General features: G+C 46.3%; 22 protein-coding genes and 1 tRNA gene. 10 read left to right on the plus strand and 13 right to left on the minus strand.

What is annotated here, in order from left to right; genetic code table 11:
• The first annotated feature begins 120 nt into the window (after positions 1-120).
• From dat to AC58QM_RS08065, 4 genes are all read left to right on the plus strand, one after another.
• Positions 121-954 (plus strand): D-amino-acid transaminase, encoded by an 834-nt coding sequence (gene dat / locus AC58QM_RS08050; protein ID WP_497282891.1) that lies wholly within the window; start codon positions 121-123, stop codon positions 952-954.
• Positions 955-1,262: 308 nt separating this feature from the next.
• Positions 1,263-2,315 carry an ABC transporter substrate-binding protein gene (locus AC58QM_RS08055; protein ID WP_497282893.1) on the plus strand — a complete coding sequence of 351 codons (1,053 nt, stop codon included), beginning with the start codon at positions 1,263-1,265 and terminating at the stop codon, positions 2,313-2,315.
• A gap of 72 nt (positions 2,316-2,387) precedes the next feature.
• Positions 2,388-3,302 carry an ABC transporter permease gene (locus tag AC58QM_RS08060; protein WP_497283616.1) on the plus strand — a complete coding sequence of 305 codons (915 nt, stop codon included), beginning with the start codon at positions 2,388-2,390 and terminating at the stop codon, positions 3,300-3,302.
• Positions 3,302-4,096 carry an ABC transporter ATP-binding protein gene (locus tag AC58QM_RS08065; protein ID WP_497282895.1) on the plus strand — a complete coding sequence of 265 codons (795 nt, stop codon included), beginning with the start codon at positions 3,302-3,304 and terminating at the stop codon, positions 4,094-4,096. The genes AC58QM_RS08060 and AC58QM_RS08065 overlap by 1 nt, the downstream gene beginning before the upstream one ends.
• Before the next feature lie 60 nt (positions 4,097-4,156).
• Here the strand turns inward: AC58QM_RS08065 and AC58QM_RS08070 are convergent, their stop codons facing one another.
• The 6 genes from AC58QM_RS08070 to AC58QM_RS08095 all read right to left on the minus strand — a co-directional run bounded on the left by AC58QM_RS08070 (position 4,157) and on the right by AC58QM_RS08095 (position 13,646).
• Positions 4,157-6,061, minus strand: coding sequence for a hypothetical protein (locus tag AC58QM_RS08070; protein WP_497282897.1), 1,905 nt, complete (start codon positions 6,059-6,061; stop codon positions 4,157-4,159).
• 99 nt (positions 6,062-6,160) lie between these two features.
• The gene (locus tag AC58QM_RS08075; RefSeq protein ID WP_497282899.1) at positions 6,161-7,078 is read right to left on the minus strand and encodes an ABC transporter permease; all 918 of its coding nucleotides are present in this window, start codon (positions 7,076-7,078) and stop codon (positions 6,161-6,163) included.
• Positions 7,079-7,231: 153 nt separating this feature from the next.
• Positions 7,232-9,463, minus strand: coding sequence for a helix-turn-helix domain-containing protein (locus AC58QM_RS08080; protein ID WP_497282900.1), 2,232 nt, complete (start codon positions 9,461-9,463; stop codon positions 7,232-7,234).
• Between the two features lie 159 nt (positions 9,464-9,622).
• The gene (locus tag AC58QM_RS08085) at positions 9,623-11,287 is read right to left on the minus strand and encodes an extracellular solute-binding protein (protein ID WP_497282901.1); all 1,665 of its coding nucleotides are present in this window, start codon (positions 11,285-11,287) and stop codon (positions 9,623-9,625) included.
• A gap of 177 nt (positions 11,288-11,464) precedes the next feature.
• The gene (locus AC58QM_RS08090) at positions 11,465-12,337 is read right to left on the minus strand and encodes a carbohydrate ABC transporter permease (protein WP_497282903.1); all 873 of its coding nucleotides are present in this window, start codon (positions 12,335-12,337) and stop codon (positions 11,465-11,467) included.
• Positions 12,338-12,806: 469 nt separating this feature from the next.
• Entirely contained in the window at positions 12,807-13,646 is an 840-nt protein-coding gene (locus AC58QM_RS08095; RefSeq protein WP_497282905.1) for a lipoate--protein ligase family protein, read from the minus strand.
• A 292-nt stretch (positions 13,647-13,938) separates the two neighbouring features.
• Here AC58QM_RS08095 and AC58QM_RS08100 point away from each other — a divergent pair, with 292 nt between their 5' ends.
• The 3 genes from AC58QM_RS08100 (at position 13,939) to AC58QM_RS08110 (ending at position 17,791) form a co-directional block, all read left to right on the plus strand.
• On the plus strand, positions 13,939-15,729 hold the full coding sequence (locus AC58QM_RS08100; protein ID WP_497282907.1) for a DEAD/DEAH box helicase: 1,791 nt from the start codon (positions 13,939-13,941) through the stop codon (positions 15,727-15,729).
• The gene (locus AC58QM_RS08105) at positions 15,726-16,730 is read left to right on the plus strand and encodes a YqhG family protein (protein ID WP_497282908.1); all 1,005 of its coding nucleotides are present in this window, start codon (positions 15,726-15,728) and stop codon (positions 16,728-16,730) included. The genes AC58QM_RS08100 and AC58QM_RS08105 overlap by 4 nt, the downstream gene beginning before the upstream one ends.
• A 116-nt stretch (positions 16,731-16,846) precedes the next feature.
• Entirely contained in the window at positions 16,847-17,791 is a 945-nt protein-coding gene (locus tag AC58QM_RS08110) for a hypothetical protein (RefSeq protein WP_497282910.1), read from the plus strand.
• Between the two features lie 246 nt (positions 17,792-18,037).
• Here the strand turns inward: AC58QM_RS08110 and AC58QM_RS08115 are convergent, their stop codons facing one another.
• The gene (locus tag AC58QM_RS08115; protein ID WP_497282912.1) at positions 18,038-18,229 is read right to left on the minus strand and encodes a YqzE family protein; all 192 of its coding nucleotides are present in this window, start codon (positions 18,227-18,229) and stop codon (positions 18,038-18,040) included.
• A 91-nt stretch (positions 18,230-18,320) separates the two neighbouring features.
• Positions 18,321-18,602, minus strand: a complete 282-nt coding sequence (locus AC58QM_RS08120) for a hypothetical protein (RefSeq protein ID WP_310222693.1) — start codon at positions 18,600-18,602, stop codon at positions 18,321-18,323.
• 168 nt (positions 18,603-18,770) lie between these two features.
• On the opposite strand from AC58QM_RS08120, the gene AC58QM_RS08125 reads away from it, so the two are divergent.
• Complete coding sequence (locus AC58QM_RS08125; RefSeq protein WP_497282914.1) at positions 18,771-19,001, plus strand: hypothetical protein; 231 nt, start codon at positions 18,771-18,773, stop codon at positions 18,999-19,001.
• A 110-nt stretch (positions 19,002-19,111) separates the two neighbouring features.
• On the opposite strand, the gene AC58QM_RS08130 is transcribed toward AC58QM_RS08125, so the two are convergent.
• Together AC58QM_RS08130 and AC58QM_RS08135 are read right to left on the minus strand one after the other, a co-directional pair.
• A complete protein-coding gene (locus tag AC58QM_RS08130; protein ID WP_497282916.1) occupies positions 19,112-19,765 on the minus strand; it encodes a Bax inhibitor-1/YccA family protein in 654 nt (217 codons plus the stop codon).
• Between the two features lie 151 nt (positions 19,766-19,916).
• Positions 19,917-20,000, minus strand: a tRNA-Leu gene (locus AC58QM_RS08135).
• Positions 20,001-20,112: 112 nt separating this feature from the next.
• Between AC58QM_RS08135 and AC58QM_RS08140 the strand changes: the two genes are divergently transcribed.
• Positions 20,113-20,298, plus strand: coding sequence for a hypothetical protein (locus AC58QM_RS08140; RefSeq protein ID WP_497282918.1), 186 nt, complete (start codon positions 20,113-20,115; stop codon positions 20,296-20,298).
• Between the two features lie 96 nt (positions 20,299-20,394).
• On the opposite strand, the gene AC58QM_RS08145 is transcribed toward AC58QM_RS08140, so the two are convergent.
• Entirely contained in the window at positions 20,395-21,183 is a 789-nt protein-coding gene (locus AC58QM_RS08145; RefSeq protein ID WP_497282920.1) for an adenosylcobinamide amidohydrolase, read from the minus strand.
• Positions 21,170-21,433 carry a hypothetical protein gene (locus tag AC58QM_RS08150; protein WP_310222681.1) on the minus strand — a complete coding sequence of 88 codons (264 nt, stop codon included), beginning with the start codon at positions 21,431-21,433 and terminating at the stop codon, positions 21,170-21,172. Before AC58QM_RS08150 ends, AC58QM_RS08145 begins: the two co-directional genes overlap by 14 nt.
• Positions 21,434-21,608: 175 nt before the next feature.
• On the opposite strand from AC58QM_RS08150, the gene AC58QM_RS08155 reads away from it, so the two are divergent.
• Positions 21,609-21,926, plus strand: a complete 318-nt coding sequence (locus AC58QM_RS08155; protein WP_310222679.1) for a hypothetical protein — start codon at positions 21,609-21,611, stop codon at positions 21,924-21,926.
• Between the two features lie 72 nt (positions 21,927-21,998).
• Here the strand turns inward: AC58QM_RS08155 and AC58QM_RS08160 are convergent, their stop codons facing one another.
• Entirely contained in the window at positions 21,999-22,325 is a 327-nt protein-coding gene (locus tag AC58QM_RS08160) for a hypothetical protein (RefSeq protein ID WP_056615938.1), read from the minus strand.
• Between the last annotated feature and the right edge of the window lie 27 nt (positions 22,326-22,352).

Below are 22,352 nucleotides of genomic sequence, written 5' to 3' on the forward strand. Positions count from 1 at the left end.
GAATTTACTAGCTTTGACGCTTCTCTCTTCCTTTGTTAACCTATAAGTAGGATACCACATCAGCCTTTATTTTAGAACATATGTTCCGTAAATATTTTTTTATAAAAGGAGTGAAACCACATGTATTATTTTTATAAAAACGAATTCGTACATAAACAAGACATCCAAATCTCACCTGACGATCGCGGCTACTATTTCGGTGACGGTATTTACGAAGTATTTCGCGTCTACAATGGCCAGATTTATGAAGGGGCAGCGCATATGCAGCGGCTCGAACGCACAGCAAGCGAGGTACGTCTGCAATTACCTTACAACAACGAAGAAATCATCGACATCATCAATAAACTCATTCAACAAAATAACCTCGTCGAAGGTACGGTATATTTGCAAATTACTCGCGGAGAAGCGCCTCGCGCACATCCTTTCCCAACACAAGCTGAGCCGATTTTATTGGCGTATTGCTCTGAGGTAAAGCGCCCCCTCACCACGATTCAAAATGGTATCCAAGCCATCACTCAACCCGATATTCGCTGGCTGCGTTGTGATCTCAAAACCTTGAACTTGCTTCCTAATGTGCTCGCAAAACAAGCTGCACTAGATCATGGCGTACAAGAAGTCATCTTGCATCGAGAAGGAACGATCACTGAATGCAGCGCATCGAATCTGATGATAATCAAAGATCATGTTCTCTACACGCATCCTGCGAATCACTTGATTTTGCATGGTATTACGCGTGCAGTGGTACTTAGATTAGCGCATGCTTTACAACTGCAAGTCAAAGAAGAACCCTTTACGACCGATCAACTTTTGCAAGCGGATGAAGTTTTCATAACAGGAACGACGGTTGAAATTACATCGATTCTACAAATCGATGGGCAAGTCATCGGTACTGGTACACCTGGTCCAACTACCCAGAGGCTCCAAACAGAATTTGAAAAAACCTTTCTCCAATAGAAATCGCAGACTCCTTCACATTCAAGGGTAACCCTAGTCATCTCAAATAGCTTCTAGGGTTGCTCTCTTTTTTACCAACATACCTCACTCCCCAAATGAACTTCTTCCATTTCCCGCCAAATTTTCACAAAAAAATCACAAATACGGATAAAACAATTGACGGAAACCCTCTGAGCCAATTAAACTATGGTTAATTATAAAAGAACTTGGACACGTCGCCTCTCATACTTTGCCGAACAAAAGCGTTAAAGTGGTGCGAGAGCAATGCGTCCAAGTAACAAGTGTGAACTTCGAGAGGGGTAATTTATTTGAAAAAGAAAGCACTCACATCCATCGTATTATCAGCAGCCATTATGTTAGTAGCAGGTTGTGGTCAAAAAGCTGATCCAGCACCTGCAGCAACCGGCGGAGCCTCAACTACACCAGCAGCTACCGCAGCAGCATCCAAAACGTATAAAATCGCAATTTCGCAAATTGTTGAACATCCTTCTTTGGATGCAACACGTCAAGGTTTCTTGGCAGCGCTTAAAGATGCAGGCATCGTAGAAGGCACGAATTTGAAAGTTGATTTCAATAACGCACAAGGCGATCAACCGAATAACTTATCCATCGCTCAAAAAATTGCTTCCGCCGACAACGATCTTGTACTTGGAATTGCAACACCATCCGCACAAGCAGTTGTACAGCAAGTGAAGAAAGCTCCGATTCTTTTCGCAGCTGTTACGGACCCACTTGCAGCTAAAATCGTAACCAATGTGGATAAGCCAGGCGGCAATGTATCCGGAGCTTCCGATACGAATCCAATGGCTATTGCCCAATTAATGGATTTCGTTGCAGCTAACATGCCGAAGATTAAGACGGTTGGTCTGGTCCTCAATGAAGGAGAACCCAACGCAGTCATTATGGCTAAAAATGCAGAACAATCTTTAACTAAGCATGGCATTAAGCTAATTAAAGCACCTGTTACAAACACATCCGAAGTAAAACAAGCTGCACAATCCCTAGTTGGCCGTGCAGACGCATTCTTGATTACGCTTGATAACACAGTTGTTAGTGGTGTGGATGGTATCATTCAAATCGCGAATGACAAGAAAATCCCTTTCTTCTCCAGTGACCGCGATACAGTAGAAAAAGGTGCCTTCGCTACAGTTGGTTTCAAATACTACGATCATGGGTACCAAGTAGGACAAATGGCTGTTGATATTTTGAAAAATGGTAAAAAGCCAGCCGACATGAAAGTTACTGTGCCTGACAAAATGGATCTAATCCTAAATCTAAAAGCAGCAAAAGCACAAGGCATCGAAGTAACAGATGCAATGAAATCAGCAGTAAAAGATAAAGAGAAAAACATTATTCAGTAATATTGTTTAGACACAAAAGGGGTGAACGTCGCTTTCGTTCATCTCTTTTTTTCAAAGTAAGGAGGGAAAATGATGCTGGATTCAATGACTGGTGCTATCGAGCTAGGACTTCTCTATGCGTTGATGGCGCTTGGTGTATATATTACATTTCGTATTTTGGATTTCCCCGATCTAACCGTAGACGGGAGTTTTACAACAGGCGGTGCCATTGCTGCAATACTAATTGCAAATGGCTACTCACCGATTATTGCTTGTTTAGCTGCTTTTGCAGGTGGACTTATTGCTGGCGCTTGTACAGGACTGCTTCATACCAAAGGTAAAATTAACGGGCTTCTGTCAGGTATTCTGATGATGATTGCCCTATATTCGATTAACATGCGCATCATGGGCAAGCCGAACATCTCGCTTCTTGGCGTAGATACCTTGTTTACTTCCATGTCGCCAATTACCGTTGTATTGATCATTGTGATTGTATTCAAATTGTTACTTGATGCGTTCCTGCATACCGATCTGGGTCTTGCCCTCCGTGCAACAGGTGACAATGCTCGCATGATCCGCAGCTTTGGTGCCAATACGGATCGAACAACGATTCTTGGCTTGAGCATATCGAATGGGTTAGTGGCTCTATCCGGTGCGCTTATTGCTCAGAATTCAGGATTTGCCGACATCTCGATGGGTATCGGGATGATCGTGGTTGGACTAGCTTCCGTTATTATTGGGGAAGCGATTTTTGGAGCTCGTTCGGTTTTCCAAGCGACACTTGCTGCTGTACTCGGTTCCATCGTGTACCGGATTGTTGTCGCATTAGCACTTCGAATCGAGTGGCTCAATGCCTCCGATTTGAAGTTCATTACGGCGATTATCGTCATTATCGCGCTTGTTCTACCATCCGTGCAGCGAGCGATTAAACAAAAAGCAAATGCGAAGAAACGCTCTGCCGAGCTCCTCGAGCTCGCGCTGCAAATGAATAAAGGAGGTGAGCGGTAATGCTTCAACTCTCGAACGTTTCCAAGCTCTTTAATCCTGGTTCTGCGGATGAGAAAATTGCGCTCATCGGCATTAACTTGACCCTGAAGCCCGGTGACTTCGTCACGGTCATCGGCAGTAACGGCGCCGGCAAATCGACGCTGATGAACATCATCTCCGGCGTCATGACTCCAGACGCCGGCGAAGTGCGCATCGATGGTGAAGTCATTCACCATCTGCCGGAATACGAGCGCAGCCGCTGGATCGGCCGCGTCTTTCAAGACCCCATGGCGGGGACGGCTCCTCGAATGACCATCGAGGAAAATCTCGCCATGGCGTATGCCCGCGGCAAGAAGCGCGGGCTCAGCTTCGGCACCAACGCGCGTAAGCGCGCGTTGTTCCTGGAACAGCTCCAGCGCCTTGGTATCGGCCTGGAAAGCCGTTTGCGCGCAAAGGTGGGACTGCTCTCCGGCGGAGAGCGTCAAGCCCTCAGCTTGCTGATGGCGACGTTCACCAAGCCGCAGATTCTGCTGCTTGATGAGCACACAGCTGCACTCGATCCTGCGCGTGCTGAGCTTATCACACGCTTGACCGAGGAAATCGTGCGTGAAATGAAGCTGACCACACTCATGGTCACGCATAACATGGAGCAAGCGATCCGTCTCGGCAATCGTCTGATCATGATGGACAAAGGCCGCATCATTCTCGATGTGAACGAAGAACGGAAAAAAGATCTCACGGTAGCGCAGCTACTCGGTGAGTTTGAGCACATCAGCGGCAATAAGCTAGCCGATGATCGCGTCGTACTTGGATAAAACACAAAAAGGGCAGTTCCAGAAGCCATTAACCGTGGCGACTGGATCTGCCTTTTTCAATTAGTAGGTTGTCAGCGTCACTTTACTAATTTGCGGATTCCACACGGAACCAGCCGTATTATTCCATCTCATCTTCACGTAATTCACGCCTCTTAAGCCTGCTAGCGTGTACGTATACTTCTTCCAATCACCTGATCCGCCAGTAACAGTCGGTGTCGCTGTCGACCAAGTCGATCCATCTACCGATGTGTAAAGCGTGAACGCATTAACAGTTTCTGATGGCCAGAAGTACGTCACTGCGCTAAACGAATTCATCCCCGGCTGATACCATACAACCTCTTCATTTGTCTTCGTTGTTCGCTTCGCCCGCGAAGTATCTCCCTCGAATTTGGCTGTATTCAATGTATCAAAACCTAAGTTCGCAGTATGACTGTACGTCTTACTCCAATCATTCAAATCATCAACCGTCGTGATACCGCTTACAGGAATGGCTCTGTCTTTCGCAGGATTCGTGTTGCTGACTCCCCAATCCGTTCCTACATTAGGTCCGAACAGTGGCCACGATTTCCCACTTAAGAACGATGGCTGAGAAGTCGCATATAAGGACGCCGGAATGCTCGACGTAGCGCTTAAAGAGCCCCAGTTGATTGTACCGCTCGTCAATTTATTCGCACCTAGGTAATGACCTGAACCAGCCGTCGAAATACTGCCCACATAGTTGCCGATCATATTCTGATTTACGGTAGATGTATTATCGGTACCGATCTTGCCCGTTGCTTTATTACGGAACCATGTGTTGTACGGACCTGTCGCCGTCATCACAGGATCGCCCGCCTTTGAATTATCCGCGTAACCTTCCTTGAAGGTGTTCCCTTCAATCAAGTTCATGTAGGCGTAATTCGAATGGAAAGCCAAATCGTTATAGTCGGTATATGGTGATTCTAACGAGTTGTAGCTCACGACGGAGTGGTTGGCACCTAGTTGAAGCAGAATATGGTGTCGCAAATCCCATAGTTTGTTGTCCGTAATACGTACGCTCGTTGAGGCATTATTGACGATACCATAGGCGTATCCGCCTACATTTTTGATAAAAGCATCATGGACGTAATTCCGTTCCACCGTGACATCTTTGCTGTTATCAATCGAGATATGTCCTCTGCCGCTCAAGATCGATTCATTGTCTTTGACATAGCTGTTCACCGTCCGATTGAGGACGAGATTATTCGTATTCTCAATCGTTGGCTGAACCGTCCGCACGAGCTTCACTTTCTCTACGCCGACATTGGGCAGCAGGTTCAGCTTTTGCACTTTCGGCAGCTTGGCCGCTGGGTAATCGAGCCCAATGATTTTACCCAAGGTCAGCGTATTCCCGCTTTTCCCCGTAATTTTAAACGTTTGAGACTCCGTATACGTACTCCAAGCCAGCTTGCCCCCTGAGAGATACAACAAGATGTAATCGTCTACATTAAGCGTGCTCGCATCGTCCACGGTAATGCTTTGACTTCCTGCTGCCGGGGAACCTGTCACGGATACGGGATCTCCCACTTTGCTGCCATCAAAGCGCAGCTCTGTATTCACATTGGCCGAATCGCCAATGAAAAACGTTGTGTTCGTCAACCCATTCCCACGAATAATGATATTGCCTGTTGTGATACTTAGCGGTGTTTTAAAATAATAAGCCCCATCCGGAAAATACAAGATACGACGCCCCGAGGTACTGTTGATCATAGTTTGAACAGCTGCCGAAGCATCTACACTTGGATTGTTGGCGGGAACGCTGTACGAAGTTACGTCAAGTGTCGTCCACCCTCCGGGATCACCCCATACGGTGTTGGTATACCCGCTTGCCGGAAAGATGTTTGTCGGTAGATCACCATAATCAAAGGCCAATGCCGTCAATGGACTTGCAACCGCAAGCGATAAGCCAAGAGCCACACTTTTCAACCATAACTTTGTCTTGTTCAATCTCTCATTCACCTCATTCGTTAGAATTGCAAGCCATATCTAGCTGCGTGGATGAATCTCCAACTGTCCTTATCCCCTCCCTTCATAGCCTACTACCTACTACCACATGCTTTGACCGAACCTACGTGCAACGCCATTTGCGATCACAACGAGGATAAGCCCAACCAAGGACTCAAATAGACCAACTGCCGTCGACAAGCTAAATTGCGCATTGCGCAGACCGACATTATAACTCCATACACTAATGACATTCGCCAGATCAGAGACGACCGGATTACCTAGCACATAGATTTGATCAAAACCCACATTCATCACGCGGTCCATCGAAAGAATGAACATCAACGCAATCACAGGAGCGATACCTGGCAGCGTCACATTCCACATTTGCTTCCACTTATTCGCACCGTCAATGCTTGCCGCTTCATATAAGCTCGGATCGATCGAATTTAGCGCAGCCAAGTAAATAATGGCCGAGAAGCCCGCTTCTTTCCATATTCCAGACCCTAAGAAAATCGCCAGCCACGTCGTCTTATCATACAGAAATGGATAACTTTCGCCCGATATCGCTTTACTTATCGACGCCATAACCCCATGTTCTTGCGCGAAAATAAGCACAACAAAGGATCCAATAATTACCCAGTTAAGGAAATGCGGGAAATACACAAGTGTTTGAATCGTCTTCTTAAAAAATGATTTCCTAACCTCATTGAGCAGGATCGCCAACATAATCGGGAACGGAAATCCAACCAAGATACTTAACGTACTAATCATGAACGTATTTCGAATGATTTTGAACATGTTCGGATTATGGAACATCAATTTGAAATTCGCGAGTCCCGTCCACGGACTGCCCCATATGCCGTCTGTGAAATTATAGCTTTTGAAAGCAATAACCAGGCCGCCAATCGGCACATATTTGAAAATAATAAAATAGATCAGAACGGGGATGAACATAACCAGAAGGGGGGCGTTCAATCCCCAATATTTTTTTCTGGAATACATGGCAGGTGATTTCATCGTTGTTGCTCCTTTCAGTCGCACAGCTTTTCTCCGTATTTAGCTTTACTTTACGTGGCCTGCTGCCCCTTCTCAATACACAAGAATCCAGTATATGCACCCTGTACGCAAAAGAAAAAAGCATCCCCCCTCATCGGGTGAATGCTTCCCACTTTATGACGCGCGATGCAGCTTGCGGTAGTCACCTGGCGTCATTTGCATCATTTTTTTGAACATCCGAATGAAGGATAAGGAGTGGATATACCCGACCTTCAACGAAATGGACTGGATCGATTCATCCGTTTCTTCCAACAACCGTTTTGCACACTGAATCCGCAGACGAGCCAAGTAATCAACGAATTTTTCACCTAACTCTTGCTTAATTAATTGACTGACTTGCTTATCATTCATATCAAACGCTTCGCCGATCATATTTAGTGATAAATCCGGATTGACGAGATGCTCATCGATAAATTTCTGCATTTGCCGAATGACCGAGCGATTCGAACTGCTGTCATGAATGACCGTAATGTTGCTGTATTCCTCGTCCAGCAGCTTCAAGTAATGCTCCGCCAGCTCATCCAGCAGCTCATAATGGTCCAACATCTGCAACAAAGCTGGATACGCTTGCGATTCCCAATGCGCGGTATAGGCAGCATTCAATTCCTTCATCGCGTGATTCAACTGATAGTTGAAATATTCCATCGTGATGACGATATCATCTTTTACCGCATGTTCGTCGCGTAGATTGCTGATAAGATTATGAAATGCCATGCGCCACTCTTCATTGCCCTGCTTGAACATAATGACGATTCCGCGCACATGCTGCAGACGATTATACACGTCACTATCCATCTTCGGTTTTATTTCCAGGAAATAAATAACGCGTCCTAACCCGAGTACGGTCTTATATTTTAACGATGTGACAGCCTCTTCATATGCAAGCGGAATGTCCTCCGACTGACCTGCCAGCGAGCTTAACCCCGTTGTCACGGTAAACCGCAAATGATCGTTCACCCATTGGTGCATCTCTTCCATGACAACTTTCGTACCTTGTCCATCCGAAGTTTCCTTTAGAAATAAAAGCACGCCCAGCCGATCATTATCGATCCATTCGCCCCAAGCAGCCACTCCGTGCTTCTCGGCAATCTCTCCTGTCACGCTTTTGAGGGCAAACTTCAATAAGGTCTGATCTCGGTGGTTGTAGATGTCACAGAACTGCTGAAATTTATCGATTTCAATAACGGCCATCTGCAGTGCAGCGTATTGCGTGGGCAGTCGATATGTCGCAAGTTGTTCCTGCCAAGCCTCTGATGAGAACATTTTGCTACCTTGAAGTAAATCGGTGAACAGGACTTGCTTACGATAGACCATGTCTTGTCTGTGTTGCTGCCTAAACTCATTCGATTGATCGATGAGCTCGGTAATGGCATTTTGGATAAAATGAAACTCATCATGCCCGTCGGACGGTTTGTCGAGCACCTTCTGGAACGCACCTGTACGCACCTGACGTAAGATCGATTCAACAGGTCGGTAATGGTTCTTCGACACATGGATGATCCACCAGATCCCAACACCTAACATCACAATCGTGATCAATATCCAAAGAATGTATAAACTCGAGAACAAGTAACTAACTCCGCCTTCTTTCAGACCAATCTGCATGACCCAGCCGGTATAAGCCGATCTCATGACGCCAGACTGTAAGGAAATGGGGGTTGCAATGGCTTTGCCAGTTCGATTGATCGCATTGTTATTGGCGTCCATCACTTGAATATAGCTGTAATGTGAATAAGCCATGGCATCAATCATTTTCGCGATATAATCCGCATTCACATTGATGACAATGAAACCTTTGTCTCCCGTTAGAAGAGGCGCTTTGCGCACAATACTGATGACGCGTCGCGGTTTTTCTCCGATATATTCCGAATAATTGCGAACAGGCAGCCATTCCGCAGGGTTTCCATCTTTAACCATATGTTGAATAAATTCAGCATCACCAAACAACTCAGACGGGACAATGAGACTTCTGCTTAACACTTTACCGTCGTTTTTTCGATACAGATAGGCAGAATCAATTTCGGGATAACTAGAAACGAATTGATCCAACTTCGAGACGGGAAGCGCTAAACCGTAATATCGATCTCCCTCAGCTGCAAAATAAAAATTATTCAATCCCTCGTTATAGTTGAGCTCTCGCAACACACCTTGATCGATTTGCTTGAGTGTACGATCCAAATTTCCAAGCGCCTGCTCCATAAATATGTTATTGGCCTTCTTCGCTTGGCTTTGCGCCATATAATTGGTGAACACGAAAAATAAGACAGATAACAGAAATACGATGATGACAAATACAGGGATGTACGAAATGAGGAGCCGATTAAACCAGTTTTTATTGATCTGCATGTTACTAAACTCCTTTGAAGTAAGGCTGGTTGAGTTCATTGTAACCTGATCTGTTTGACTTGCCCATACGCTATTTTCAGTGATATACATTTTTCCTCTGAACACCGAAAAGACCGGATCAGAGATACATGCTCTGTCCGGCCCATAAGGAATTATGAATTATTTCAACGTATAAATGTCTGTAACCAAAATCGCTTTATCTTTATTCGTTTTATACCAATTTTGGAACCATTCATCTACCTTCGGTCCACCTGCTTTGCTCCAAATATCTTGGGACGTCTTAATAGCTTGCTCCGCAGAAATACCTGGTGTTACGATCGCTTTCACGAATTCATCTGGCGCGCCTGTTTTGGCAGCAGCGCTTTGAATATTCGGTACACTTTGTACGATCATATCCAAGTCTTTTGGAACCGAAGGCACTTCCAGTAAATAGCCGGCTACTGGGCGCTCAGGAGCAAGGTACAGCTTGCGCGCTTCGATAATAATACGCTTAAGTTCTTTCTGTGCAGGCACGCTGTCGCTAAGTGAATCGATTCGCGTATCACAAGTTGGCATTCCTGGAAGCGTTGACATAATCATGCCGTAATCCCCAGCATAGCTGCGTTCTTTTTTGTTTTTATCTGCGTCAACTGGTTGCGGGCAACCCTTCGCATCGAGCTTGTAGTGCTCTCCTTCAATGCCCCATTTCAACGCTTTCTGCGAACTCTCTTTCGTCAGGAAATCCAGATATTTAATAACCGCGACTGGATCTTTCGCCTTCGCATTCACAACGGCCGCATTTTGTACTGGCGATGTGACCGGAGGACTGAATTGACCGAATGAGCTTTTCGGTAGAAGAATTGGCGTTACAACTGCATTTGGATCATTTTTCAGCAACGTTTCCATCTCTATGGCACTCGGTACCCCACCTGTGTAGAAGCCAAGCTTGCCGTTCAAGAAATCCCGCTTCGCTTTATCTCCCGTCGTATCTGCGGCGAAATCTTTATCAATGACATTTTCTTGGAACAATTTCTTCTTAAACGTTAAACTAGCTTGCTGATTTTCCCACGCATATTGCAGGTTGCCGTCTTTTAAATTGTAATTGGAGAACACCGGTACTCCGAACATGAAGTCAATGACTTTTTGGTTATACCCGCCGCCAAGTGTAAGACCGTATGTATCGTTTTTACCATTACCATCCGGATCTTTCTCTGTAAAAGCTTTCGCAATCGCAAACAACTCATCCGTCGTTTTCGGCGCTTCCAAGCCCATCTTCTTCAGCCAGTCTGTACGAACCATGAACACCCAGTTCACTTCCAGCTTGCCAAGAACCGCAACATCATACAGCTTGCCATCGGAACGTGTACCGAATTTCTTGAGAAGCGGATTTCTTTCCAGCAACGCCTTAAACTCCACGCTATTCTTCGCAATTAAGTCATCCAATGGCAGCAATTGCTTGGACTCGTACCACGTACTACGATTTTTCCCATCATAATCCTGGATTAAATCAGGCGCTTCACCGGAAGCAAACATCACGTTCAGCTTATCCTGCGGGTTCGAACGAGGAATAGGGACGAATGTGACATCAACAGGTCCGTTCTTATTGATCCACTCTGTCCAGCGGTTTTTATCCAGCGTTCCTTCTTCTGGCACCATGTTCCCGCGATCATAAATGGATGTCGAAATTTTACCTCTTTTTTCAGGAGCTTTGGAAGCCTGCGTGCTGGCTGTGCTTGTCGACGCTTCCGTTCCCTTGCTATCATCTGCCTTGCCGCATGCTGCTAGTAAACTGATAGACGCTAATGCAACTGCTACCGTGGATACAACGAGTAATCTCTTTTTCATTCGGGTTGACCTCCTCAAGAATGTACTTTCCTAGTGTTCATCAGCAGAATCACCGATGTGGTTCGCTTGACCTCACTGTAGACCTGCGTCTATCCCTCCAGCAATATACAAGAATCGCTGTATATACATCTTTTTGGGGGATATACCTTTTTCAGCGATATGCCTATTTCGGGATCATTACCCTTTTACGGAGCCAATCATAACGCCCTTCACGAAATGCTTCTGGACAAAAGGATATACAATCAACATCGGAAGAATCATCACGATGACACCCGATGACTTGATGGACTCTGGTGTAATTTGAATCGCTTCTTCCGGTCGTAAATATTGATCGACTTGCAGCATGCTATTCATGATCATTTGCTGGACGATCACCGTTAAGTTCTGTTTAGCAGGAGCGTTAATATAGATGAGGACATTTTGGAACATGTTCCAATAGCCGACCGCGTAGAATAAGATCAATGTTGCGATCGCGGGCACGGCCAGTGGCAAATAAATACGTCCGATCAGCCACCACTCATTACAGCCATCCATTCTGGCCGCTTCATCGAGCTCTAAGGGAATATTCTCAAAAAAAGTTTTTAAAACCAACGTATTATACACGCTCACCAAGGCTGGTAGCCAAAGCGCCCAATACGTATTCACCATGCCCAGACCTTTAATCAATAAGTAACCGGGAATTAAGCCTGCACTGAAAAGCATGGTAAAAATCAGCATCATCGTGAACGTCTTTCTTCCAAAAAAATAACGCTTGGACAACGGATATGCCGCCAAAATTGTAAACCCAATGCTTAATAAGGTCCCGACGACCATAATCTTGACACTGTTTGCGAATGCAGGTAATATTTGTGTCCCCTTAAATAACAATCGGTACGATTCCAAATTCCATCCCACTGGCCATAAACCAACTTGTCCTGAGATGACGGCTGGCTGATCACTGAATGATAACGCGAGCAGATGGATCAAGGGCATCACACATGTGATCCCAATAACGGTTAGCACCAAATAATTCAATGCATAGAATAACTTCTCTCCTGGTGATGCTTTCATCGGACTCCTCCATCCCCTTCTTATGGTATGACACCACTTTAAAATGAGATGGATTTTCCTTCAATACACATGATTCGGGTATATCTATTGAGAAAACGGCTATCGCACCTCCCCAGTCAGTGGCTTGGCGGGATTTTCACGGTTTGAGGGGCAAACCGCTTTCACAATCGCATGTAGGCAGGTTTTGCCGAATTAAAATGGACCCTACTCGACCTTTACGCTGCTCTAATTCGATTTTGCCAAACTAAACAGCCAGTTTCTGGTGTGCCGCCTACTTTTATCACATTTAGGTTGGCGAAATCGAACTAAACCTACTTCTTTCTGCCAACAGTCGCAAATAGTCAGGTAAAATCGAACTACACGGTTCAAGCCTTCGAGAATGAACGACGCAAACACATCCAAAAGCTGCCACTCCATCTATAAAAAAAGGTTGGACAGACATAGGCGCCTGGCCAACCTTTTTCAACGGTTACCGTCGTAAATTCCACTCATCCGTGCCATATTTCTCGGCAACAAGACGATTCGTAAGTTCAACCTCATAATCCGTCAATGACGACTCGATGAGTTCCACACCAAGTCCAAGGGCGATTTCGCGTCGGAACGCTTCCTCGACTTCTCCTAATGTTACTTCTGCTTTCCCTTGCGCACGCAGCAATTCGTTAATCGCCACCGCTTTCTTCAGAAAGCTTTGCTTCATGCGATCGGCCACTTTCTCATTCGAGAAACGCAGCATCCGAAATAATTGATCTGTATCCATATCCAACAGAATCGAACCATGCTGAAGTACTACGTTCTTCTGGCGAACCTGCGCACTGCCAGCGACTTTGCGACCTTCTACTACCAACTCGTACCACGAAGGTGAATCGAAGCATGCCGCAGAGCCCGCCGAGGCGTATTTCTCTTTTTCCTCATCACTCGCCAGCTGTACCATTTCTGCTGCAAGGCCTAGCGCACGAAAACCTTGCAACAGCCCCTCGCTCAATACCCGATACGCATCTGTTACATTACGTGGGATGCCTGGATAATCCTCAGCTACGATAATGCTATACGTCAGTTCTTTATCATGCAGCACAGCTCGTCCGCCAGTAGGCCGTCTTACGAAGCCAATTCCCTCGCTCGCTACCGCTTCCTGATCCACTTCTGCTGCTTTTTGAAAATAACCAATCGATAACGTCGCTGGATTCCATCCGTAGAAACGCACCGTTGGCGGTACCTTCCCTTCACTGTGAGCGGTAAGAATCGCTTCATCTAAAGCCATATTTTCAGCAGGAGAACGATCTCCTGTATGTATAAATCGCCAAGCTGTCATCTCATTCGACTTCCTTTCGTGTAGAACGTCAACTTTTTTCCCAAAACTAACCTCTATCATAGCATATTCATGTTCCGCATTCGACTTCTCGCCCCAGCACCAGTAAAAGTCTTACATGGGAAAAGTTATGAAAGACTCTTCTCTGGACATACTAACCTGTATGCGACGTTTGCGAGGGTAGGCGCAGAATCAGAACGTAGCGTATGCTTACGATGCTAGTTTTGCTACGCAAAACTTAAGTTTATGCTTACGAAGTCAGTTTTCTAGCGAAAACTTTTAGGAGGGCACAGCCATGCGTCAACATGATCAGCAAGAGAACATTCGCCCCATTCATAAACAGCTAGATATGCATTTTGAGAGGGACTGGTTTACTGAGCTGGACAATCGTGTACATGGAGGGGGTCCTTGGGATGATTGGACCTTATATCAGCTTGCCTACGAATCAGAAGAGTCGGGGCTTATTTCTACGTTTGATGATATGCAATGCCTCGCACACTTAGGGACACTTGAACCGATGGCTCATCAGATTGAAACAGCGAAACGCGTGCTCAACGAGATGCGTGGACGTGCTATTTTGGCCGACGAGGTTGGACTTGGGAAGACGATTGAAGCTGGTTTAATTTTAAAAGAATACATGATCCGCGGGCTTGTCCGCAAAACGCTTATCCTTGTACCTGCTTCCCTTGTCTTGCAATGGGTTCGGGAATTGAATACGAAGTTCGGGATCCCTGCTGTTGCACATAAGAAAGCTTACATGTGGCAGCAAGCGGACATTATCGTAGCCTCGATGGATACGGCCAAAAGAGACCCGCATCGCGATATTGTTATGGGTCTTGAATACGATATGCTCATCGTCGATGAAGCCCATAAGTTGAAGAATAAAAAAACAACCAACTACACCTTCGTCAACGAGCTGCGCAAAAAATACTGCCTGCTCCTCACAGCTACGCCTGTGCAGAACGATCTCAAAGAACTCTACAACCTGATCACCCTTTTGAAACCAGGCCAGCTTGGCGGTCAGAACAGCTTCAAAACCAACTTCGTTGTTGGTAAGCGTACGCCGAAGAATGAGATTCAGCTGCAGCAGGAGCTGTCCAAAGTCATGATTCGTAATCGCCGCGGCGATGGCGGCGTGCATTATACGAAGCGGATTGTGCGCAATATTCCCCTCACGCTCTCAGATGAAGAGCAAGCACTTTATGATGGGGTTACGAATTTCGTACGAACGCGTTACTCCGAGAATGGCGGCGATCTCAGCTCCATGCTTTCTATGATTACGCTTCAGCGTGAAGTGTGCAGCTCTCGGGATGCTGTGTTCATTACGTTGGTGAATTTATTTAAAAAGACTGCTGAAGACTCGCCTGTACGTCCTAAGATCTGGGAACTCGTTGAGCTTATTCGCAGTATCAAGTCGAATAGCAAAGCAGAAACGACGATGAGACTTATCCAAGACATCAATGATAAAGTCATTATTTTCACCGAGTATCGGGCATCCCAAGAATATTTGTTAAATTACCTCAAAGAACGGAAAATCACAGCGGTCCCCTATCGGGGAGGCATGAATCGCGGGAAAAAAGACTGGATGATGGATTTATTCCGAAATCGGGTACAAGTTCTTATAGCAACCGAGGCGGGTGGCGAGGGCATTAACTTGCAATTTTGCCACAACATGATCAACTTCGATCTCCCTTGGAACCCTATGCGTGTGGAACAGCGAATCGGGCGGGTCCATCGACTCGGGCAGACGCATGACGTCAACATTTACAACTTATCCACAAGGAATACTATTGAAGAACATATCCTATCGTTGTTACACGAGAAGATCAATATGTTCGAACTGGTTATCGGGCAGCTGGATACGATTTTGGAGAAAATCGAGAAACGAGGCTCGCTTGAAACGTCGCTGTTCCGAATGGTGATGGAAGCTGGCTCCGGCGAAGAAATCCGCCGCAAAATCGATGAACTCGGACATTCCATCAGTGAAGTACGACAAGAAATCGAACAAAATCCGCAGTATGGCGCCAAGTTCCAAGATATCCTTGATGCCGTAAGCGGTTCCCAGAGTATAGAGGTGGGTCCATGAATAAACGAAACATCCACTCGTTCGTGATGCGTTTTCTGGAAGCTTATGACTGTACGATTCTGGAGAAGACACCTTCTTATGTAACGGTGAAGCTCTCTCCCGAAGCAGATCGGGAAATGACAGGCCGTCCTTACTATTGGAGTTTTATTGAGCGTACAGGCGCTGCTGCGGAGACGATGACATATAAATTTGTCATCGATCCCGAGCAGATGAAATTAGAAGTTAAGCCCAAGGCTGCCGCTCCTGTGACTGCTGCCGCTGGCCCGTCTTCCACCGGCTACGGGCCATCTGGTCAAGGCGGAGCTGGCGCTCCTGCAGGCAGTGCGCCGGACAGCATACTGGGGCGTTATTTCGGCTTCGTTCCGACGACCATCACCACGCGAGTCCCACAAGATGACGTGACCTTTGGCAGCCGGCGACTCGACCAGATCTTCGGCATCGTGCGCGAACGCGGTCGCTTCATTCATTTATTCGAAGAGCCCTTCCCTGTGGGGGCGACGTATCATGCTTCCCTCGTTTACAACACATGGCTGTGTGTGAACTACAAGGTTGAGCTGCTCTGTGACCGTAAACGGACAGAAATACATTCTCTCGCCATTCAGCTGGGTACCGGTGAAATTCGGGAGCATTTTCATAAACAAATGCTGACAAAGACTTTATCACCGAAGCTCCCGGCAAATAGTCACATTTTACCGGACACCATTTCGATCCCGAAAGCCATCAATGCCTTAGAGATGACACTTGAGCGCAAAATCAGCACCTACGACCACCGATGGGCCGATGATGCGAATGCGCAGCACCGTAGTGAAATTGATCGGGTGGAAGGTTATTATAATGGGCTTTTGCTTGCAGCAGAACCCAACAAACGAGATGAGATCGAAATCCAATGTCGGAATCGGCTGGAAGAAATCGATTGGCAGCATAAACCGCGAATCGCGGTATCCGTCATTAATGGCGGTTTATTCCACCTTAATGCGAGTCGATTATCATCCAGAAACTGACGCAAGTCGCTAAAACCTCGCAAATAATCCGCAACAGGTTCTAACATTCTTTTTAAGACATAAGAATTACAATAGTCACATACACTAGTAGGTTAGCGAGAGGCAGGTGAACGAAGATGAAGTCGTGGACCACTTGGACCGCCACTTGTATCATTCTGTGCAGTATTGGCTTCATGCCCTTACACACTTCGGCCGTAGACAATCTAGCAGGGACAAGCCCTACACAGACGCAAGTGAAAGAACCTAATAAAGCAGTAACCTCAACCCCTGACTTGGCCAGTACAGCATCATTCGGTTCAACGATCAGTAAGTGGCAGTCCACGCTTGCGAAGGAAGCCGGCTTTGAAAGTTGGTTACAAGCACGTTGGGCCAGCTATCCGCTCGGTCCTGGAACGCATGGCTGGGTCATTATCTTAGCCGATAAAGGCCAAGAGGTAGGTTATATGATTGTGCATGCCGTAGACAGTGGCGGTTTTCGTTTAACCGAATACGGGACAGGCCCATCCCCACTATTTAGCTTAGCTACGTTGTATCGCTCTTTGATACAACAAGAACTCATACCTTCAGCCACCTTATACGACGATTTTGTGCAAAATGAAAAGATCATCGAAAACCGCTTATATATGGATACTCTTACGTCCGTTTGGAAAATAGTGCAGGGTGGCGAGACCTATTATCTCGACGCCAAATCAGGGGAATTGCTGCCGCTCACCGTAGATCCAACACCACGTCAAGTCGATAGCCTTGCTAATAAGCCGACGGATTTATCTGGTGGTGCTCGATCCTTGGTGCGGCCCGCGTTTGATCCTTATGACCGTTTGCCATGGATTGAAGGCACACCGCTGCCTGTGACCTCCTTGCCTGAATTGCAGATTGCGATGGAACAGCAAGGAGATTTAACCTACGTCACCCTGTTGTATGATGAGCTCGTGACGATGCCCTTAGCTGTGCTTGGTTATCAACAATGGCTACATGGGGATAACTATCTTGTCTTGGACCATGAGGGTCCGCGATATGTGCAATTGGATGCTTCTATAGGGCTTGGGGAGTTGTATCCCTGAGTGTCGCCGACGTGAACGTGAAGGGCGAAATGTGAAGCGCGAAAAGGCCAACCCGGCAAACGGGTTGGCCTTTTTATTGTGCGAGCAGCGTTGCTCGGAAAATTCGAGTATCTCTGGTTCGGCGGTGCGAAATCAGCTCAGTTACTCGAAAAATTCGACTAACTCCAGCGCGCAAGCCCCAAACCAGCCAAGTTACTCGAAAAATCCGACTAACTCCGGCGCGCAGTTCATGCTCAGCAACTCATCTCATTTTCTCGACTTTGGTCGTCCAAACAACATCCGCGCTGCTAATGGTAGCATCCCAAACCAACGCGTTTGCCAACCTTCACGCTGCTCTTTAATCGTCGCTTTTGCTTGCTGACGGACTTCTTTCGGCGTGTCGATATAGGTGACGACTTGTTGAGTTATGTACTTCACTAGATCATCGCTCTTTGCCATACGCCCACCTGCCTTTTATCCTTATTCTAACCAGAGCAATAAGGCTTTAAACTACGCAAAGACAGGTGGCGAACCGCTTACTCATTGGCAATCATCCTGGTCTTCCGCCGCTCTCCGCAATAATTTTATCAGCAAAGGATTTGATCGTACCGCAGCCTAACAGCATGGGCTTATTATCACACAACAACATCAAGGTTTGTGCATTCGTATCCCAGGCATATTGGAAGCCAACATTCATGCTGACCACTGTAATCGTAAATTTGCCTGATGCTGTACTCGGTATAGAGAAACCTTGCCTCCTACCTACCTGCTGCAACGCTCGGAATACCGAAGGCGAAATCCCTTTATATATCCATGTGCTACAAGTTGCCATAGGTCTTCTCACCTCTTTCAATTAGGATCATTAAATTGTATGAGGCAAGTGCGGAAATCGTGCTTATTTCCATAAAAAGCATCCATCCTGTTCGTTGCATCTGCTTCTAATCTCGTCCTACAAACATAAGCTTAAAGTAACTAGAGAGAGAAAGAGGTGTTGGTTTGAATGTGGGAACTAATGCTTGCAAATGAGCAGCTTGAAATTTATATGGATGAAGCAAATCTTAGGCTTGAAATACGTATAAAATCCGAAAAGTACACTGATCCATTTACGCTTCGTATGAACTACACGGATCTAACCCAGTTAATCCATACGCTGCTGGAAATCAATCGAAGCTTCCGAGGAGATATCCCCTTTTTCCATACCAAAAAGCTGCCAGGCAAGTCTAAGACTTAGTCTTAGATAGCCAACTAGCAGCCAAAAAAAAGCACGATGGCCCCCTTCCACATTTCCGTGGATCGGAGAAGCCGTCGTGCTTTTTATTAATCCGCGTTAGCCGCGCATGTTTAGTTTCTGTTGAAACCCACAATCGAAGCGATGAAACGCAGGATATACAGGAACAAGTTAATGAAATCAAGATAAATATTCAATGCTGCAAGTGGCACAGCTTCGGATGCAACACCGTTGCGGTATTGGGCAACATCATACAGAACCCAACCGCTGAAGATCAGAATCCCAGCCATCGACCAAACCAAATTCATAGCTGAACCGAAGTTGAGGAACATGCCAAGCACACTCATCAACACAAGTCCAATCGTTCCTGCAAACAAGAAGCCGCCTAGGAAGCTGAAATCACGTTGGGAACGGTGTGCATAGAAAGCTAATGAGCCGAAAATCGCTGCCGTTGCAAAAAATGCACCGGATACCACGCTAGCGCCAAGCTGACCGCCGTACGCCATAATAACTGGATATAACGTCACACCAGAAATGGCTGTGAAGGAGTAAAGAAAGCCATAGCCAATGTTTTTGCCACGAATTCGGATAACAATCGCTGCTACCAACATAACTACCTCTGCAATAACGAAAAGCATCACCATAGATGGAGGCACGACCATTGCACCAATCAATGTCCCCAAAAAGGAAACTAAAAGGGAAATTGCAAACGTTTGGAGCACATGTGCAAAGCTGCCGGATTGTGTAATCGTAACGGATCTATCCATGAATAATTCAGCTCCTTTAGAAATAAAGAAATGTACAATCTATACTATGTATTATACCTGTATTTCATGAAAACCGCTACAGGGCAGTAATTCCGCGATTGGATGCAAAAACACCCTTCCCTGATTGACTCAGAGTAGGGTGTTTTCGTAATGCGATCAAGAGGACTCGAACCTCCACGGGGGTAAGCCCACACGGACCTGAACCGTGCGCGTCTGCCAATTCCGCCATGATCGCGTTTACAAAATTAATATACCATGTGACGCAAAAGCTCGTCAATGAAACTTTTCCCATGCATGCATAATTCCGTAACCACTTCCTAACCCTATTGGGAAAGGAGGTATGACCCATGGATAAGAAAGAAATTGAGGCGCTAGAGCCGAAATACACAGGCAATCAGCGTCATTTAACCGAAGGTGAAGCAGAGGGGATCGTTCACGATCCCAACTTCAAAAACGAGAATGAAGATAACGATATCTCGGATATCGACGGCCTAGCTGCCGGTCTCGGTTTTGGCGTGTTCCGAAGAACGTAGCATAGCGTAAATACACCCTATACCCCAACGTAGTAGAAGACCTCCCGTCCTCATGGACGAGAGGTCTTTTTCATCCTAAACAACCCCGCTTCAAGCTTACGAAGGTTGTTCAGCAGCAGCATGGCGTTTACTCATGTCATGCTCATTCAACTTAGCTGAAGCAAGTGTGGCTTCGTAAACTGCTCTGCCTATGAGATAGCCCACAGTTGTCGCTGTACCCGCGTAACGGTACATCTTTCCTCTGCCCGTCGCGGCAATGAGCACAGCATCTGTCGTCGTCCCTGTGGCCAATTGACCAGCGATGGTAATGTTCAGTTCTTGAAGTGCTGCAGTTTTGGCTTCTGTAGCCGTGACAACTGCGTTCACTAATGCTGCGTCTGTCAAATTTCCGTCTATGACGACGATAGTGTTAATGGTACCGGGATACAGCGAAGCAGCTGGCAGTACAGCACCTGCTCGTGCTTTATTCCCGAGCCCTACGGTCACCCACGCGGCAACGCGAAGCGTTTCCGCTACATGTTCCACGTCGTCGTAAGCAGACTGTTCCCTGTAAGCTTCTTCTGGCGGCCAAGCTAACGACATGAAGCCAACGTCCTTCAACCACACCGCGGTAAGCATGCCAGCCGTATTCTGAGGATCCAGTCCTTCGCGTTCAAGGAAGGCTTCCATCTCCACCATCGGATCGATCTCGTTATACGTCTTGTCCACTTGTCGATTCATCAACACCCGATGGTATCCAAATCCGCCTCCCCAAGGGGAGGAATTCAGTGTTCGCAGTGGGCTGTCACTTGTAATCTGCATATATGGGCCATTCTTTGAGTGTACCTGTTTCATCCCGACACCGGGAATTAAACTAGCCAGAGACGCACCCTCACTCTGCATCATCGGACAGATCATCCGGCGTTATCGTTTCTTGCGGCAGCATGAACGCAGGCGGCCTTTCGTTCTCATAAGGCTGATAAACGTAACCGCGGGCCAGCTTGACGACCCTTCGATTTTTTTTACGAATCAGCACCGTTTCATCATCCCAAGCCACAACAATACCTCGTACATCGTTCGTTGGGCTGACATCACGAATCACTCGAAGCAAAGTACTGTCTACGCGATATTGATCTAACTGTTCTTCCGAAATCATCTATGTAGCACCTCCATCATAAGTATCTCAACACCAATGTGCTTCTTTAGCATACACCAATTCGCGATTCGGTGAAACGTTACATAAATCCATTCATCTTCGGTTACCTTAACGAGGACTAGACATGCGACAAGGTAAAGGCTAACTCATGCCTACCGTAAGGGAGGACATTACAATGGAGAAGAGAACGTACTACGTCAATGTGGGTACGGGAGAAGTATTGGAAGACAGCACCGCACTTGATTACGAATTCGAAATATCTGCAACAGAAGATGACATCGCCAAGCTGCAAGAGCTTTTTGAAGAAACCGATAACTCTTCACAGGGCAGCTACGCCACTTCTTGGCTTCCTTGGAAAGTATATTATTCGAATGAAACAAATCAAGAATACGACTACTATCTAACCGAAGTATATCGGTCACTGCATCGACTTGGCTCTGAGCAGACCAAACGACATATCGAAACCATGAACGTTTTGGAAAACGGCATTTAGCAGCAAACGCAGACATTAAAAAGGCCAAGAATCCTTATGGAATTCATTGGCCTTTTTATCATATATGGGTGATTAACTCACATGCTCTTTCGAATCGTTCGTTTCAAACCAGAAATCAAGGACTTTGCTTGACATCACACGTTTCTTGATATAATCCGATTGTGCAACTGAGAACTGCTGCTCCCATTCGATAGTTAGCTCTGTACAAAGCTTCACGATTGTTAACAACTCGGACCAGGCCACATAACGCTTATACCAGAAAAATTGAGGGTGTTCAATCATATACGGATACAGGTCATCAAACTCTGTATGTTTACAATCTAGTGCACGTTCAAAGTGAGTCTTTGCTTCCCCAAGCTTTGTCATAAAATAGTCAATGGAACCATTTTCGATACCCATAGATGTCAGCCTCCTCTCTTACCTTGT

It is taken from the genome of Paenibacillus sp. J22P165 (assembly GCF_059692015.1).

Bases quoted from the DNA above. Each gene is read 5' to 3' on its own strand.
- dat (WP_497282891.1), top strand. From the start codon at position 121: ATGTATTATTTTTATAAAAACGAATTCGTACATAAACAAGACATCCAA.
- AC58QM_RS08060 (WP_497283616.1), top strand. From the start codon at position 2,388: ATGCTGGATTCAATGACTGGTGCTATCGAGCTAGGACTTCTCTATGCG.
- AC58QM_RS08065 (WP_497282895.1), top strand. From the start codon at position 3,302: ATGCTTCAACTCTCGAACGTTTCCAAGCTCTTTAATCCTGGTTCTGCG.
- AC58QM_RS08075 (WP_497282899.1), bottom strand. From the start codon at position 7,078: ATGAAATCACCTGCCATGTATTCCAGAAAAAAATATTGGGGATTGAAC.
- AC58QM_RS08080 (WP_497282900.1), bottom strand. From the start codon at position 9,463: ATGCAGATCAATAAAAACTGGTTTAATCGGCTCCTCATTTCGTACATC.
- AC58QM_RS08085 (WP_497282901.1), bottom strand. From the start codon at position 11,287: ATGAAAAAGAGATTACTCGTTGTATCCACGGTAGCAGTTGCATTAGCG.
- AC58QM_RS08090 (WP_497282903.1), bottom strand. From the start codon at position 12,337: ATGAAAGCATCACCAGGAGAGAAGTTATTCTATGCATTGAATTATTTG.
- AC58QM_RS08095 (WP_497282905.1), bottom strand. From the start codon at position 13,646: ATGACAGCTTGGCGATTTATACATACAGGAGATCGTTCTCCTGCTGAA.
- AC58QM_RS08100 (WP_497282907.1), top strand. From the start codon at position 13,939: ATGCGTCAACATGATCAGCAAGAGAACATTCGCCCCATTCATAAACAG.
- AC58QM_RS08105 (WP_497282908.1), top strand. From the start codon at position 15,726: ATGAATAAACGAAACATCCACTCGTTCGTGATGCGTTTTCTGGAAGCT.
- AC58QM_RS08110 (WP_497282910.1), top strand. From the start codon at position 16,847: ATGAAGTCGTGGACCACTTGGACCGCCACTTGTATCATTCTGTGCAGT.
- AC58QM_RS08115 (WP_497282912.1), bottom strand. From the start codon at position 18,229: ATGGCAAAGAGCGATGATCTAGTGAAGTACATAACTCAACAAGTCGTC.
- AC58QM_RS08120 (WP_310222693.1), bottom strand. From the start codon at position 18,602: ATGGCAACTTGTAGCACATGGATATATAAAGGGATTTCGCCTTCGGTA.
- AC58QM_RS08125 (WP_497282914.1), top strand. From the start codon at position 18,771: ATGTGGGAACTAATGCTTGCAAATGAGCAGCTTGAAATTTATATGGAT.
- AC58QM_RS08130 (WP_497282916.1), bottom strand. From the start codon at position 19,765: ATGGATAGATCCGTTACGATTACACAATCCGGCAGCTTTGCACATGTG.
- AC58QM_RS08140 (WP_497282918.1), top strand. From the start codon at position 20,113: ATGGATAAGAAAGAAATTGAGGCGCTAGAGCCGAAATACACAGGCAAT.
- AC58QM_RS08145 (WP_497282920.1), bottom strand. From the start codon at position 21,183: ATGATGCAGAGTGAGGGTGCGTCTCTGGCTAGTTTAATTCCCGGTGTC.
- AC58QM_RS08150 (WP_310222681.1), bottom strand. From the start codon at position 21,433: ATGATTTCGGAAGAACAGTTAGATCAATATCGCGTAGACAGTACTTTG.
- AC58QM_RS08155 (WP_310222679.1), top strand. From the start codon at position 21,609: ATGGAGAAGAGAACGTACTACGTCAATGTGGGTACGGGAGAAGTATTG.
- AC58QM_RS08160 (WP_056615938.1), bottom strand. From the start codon at position 22,325: ATGGGTATCGAAAATGGTTCCATTGACTATTTTATGACAAAGCTTGGG.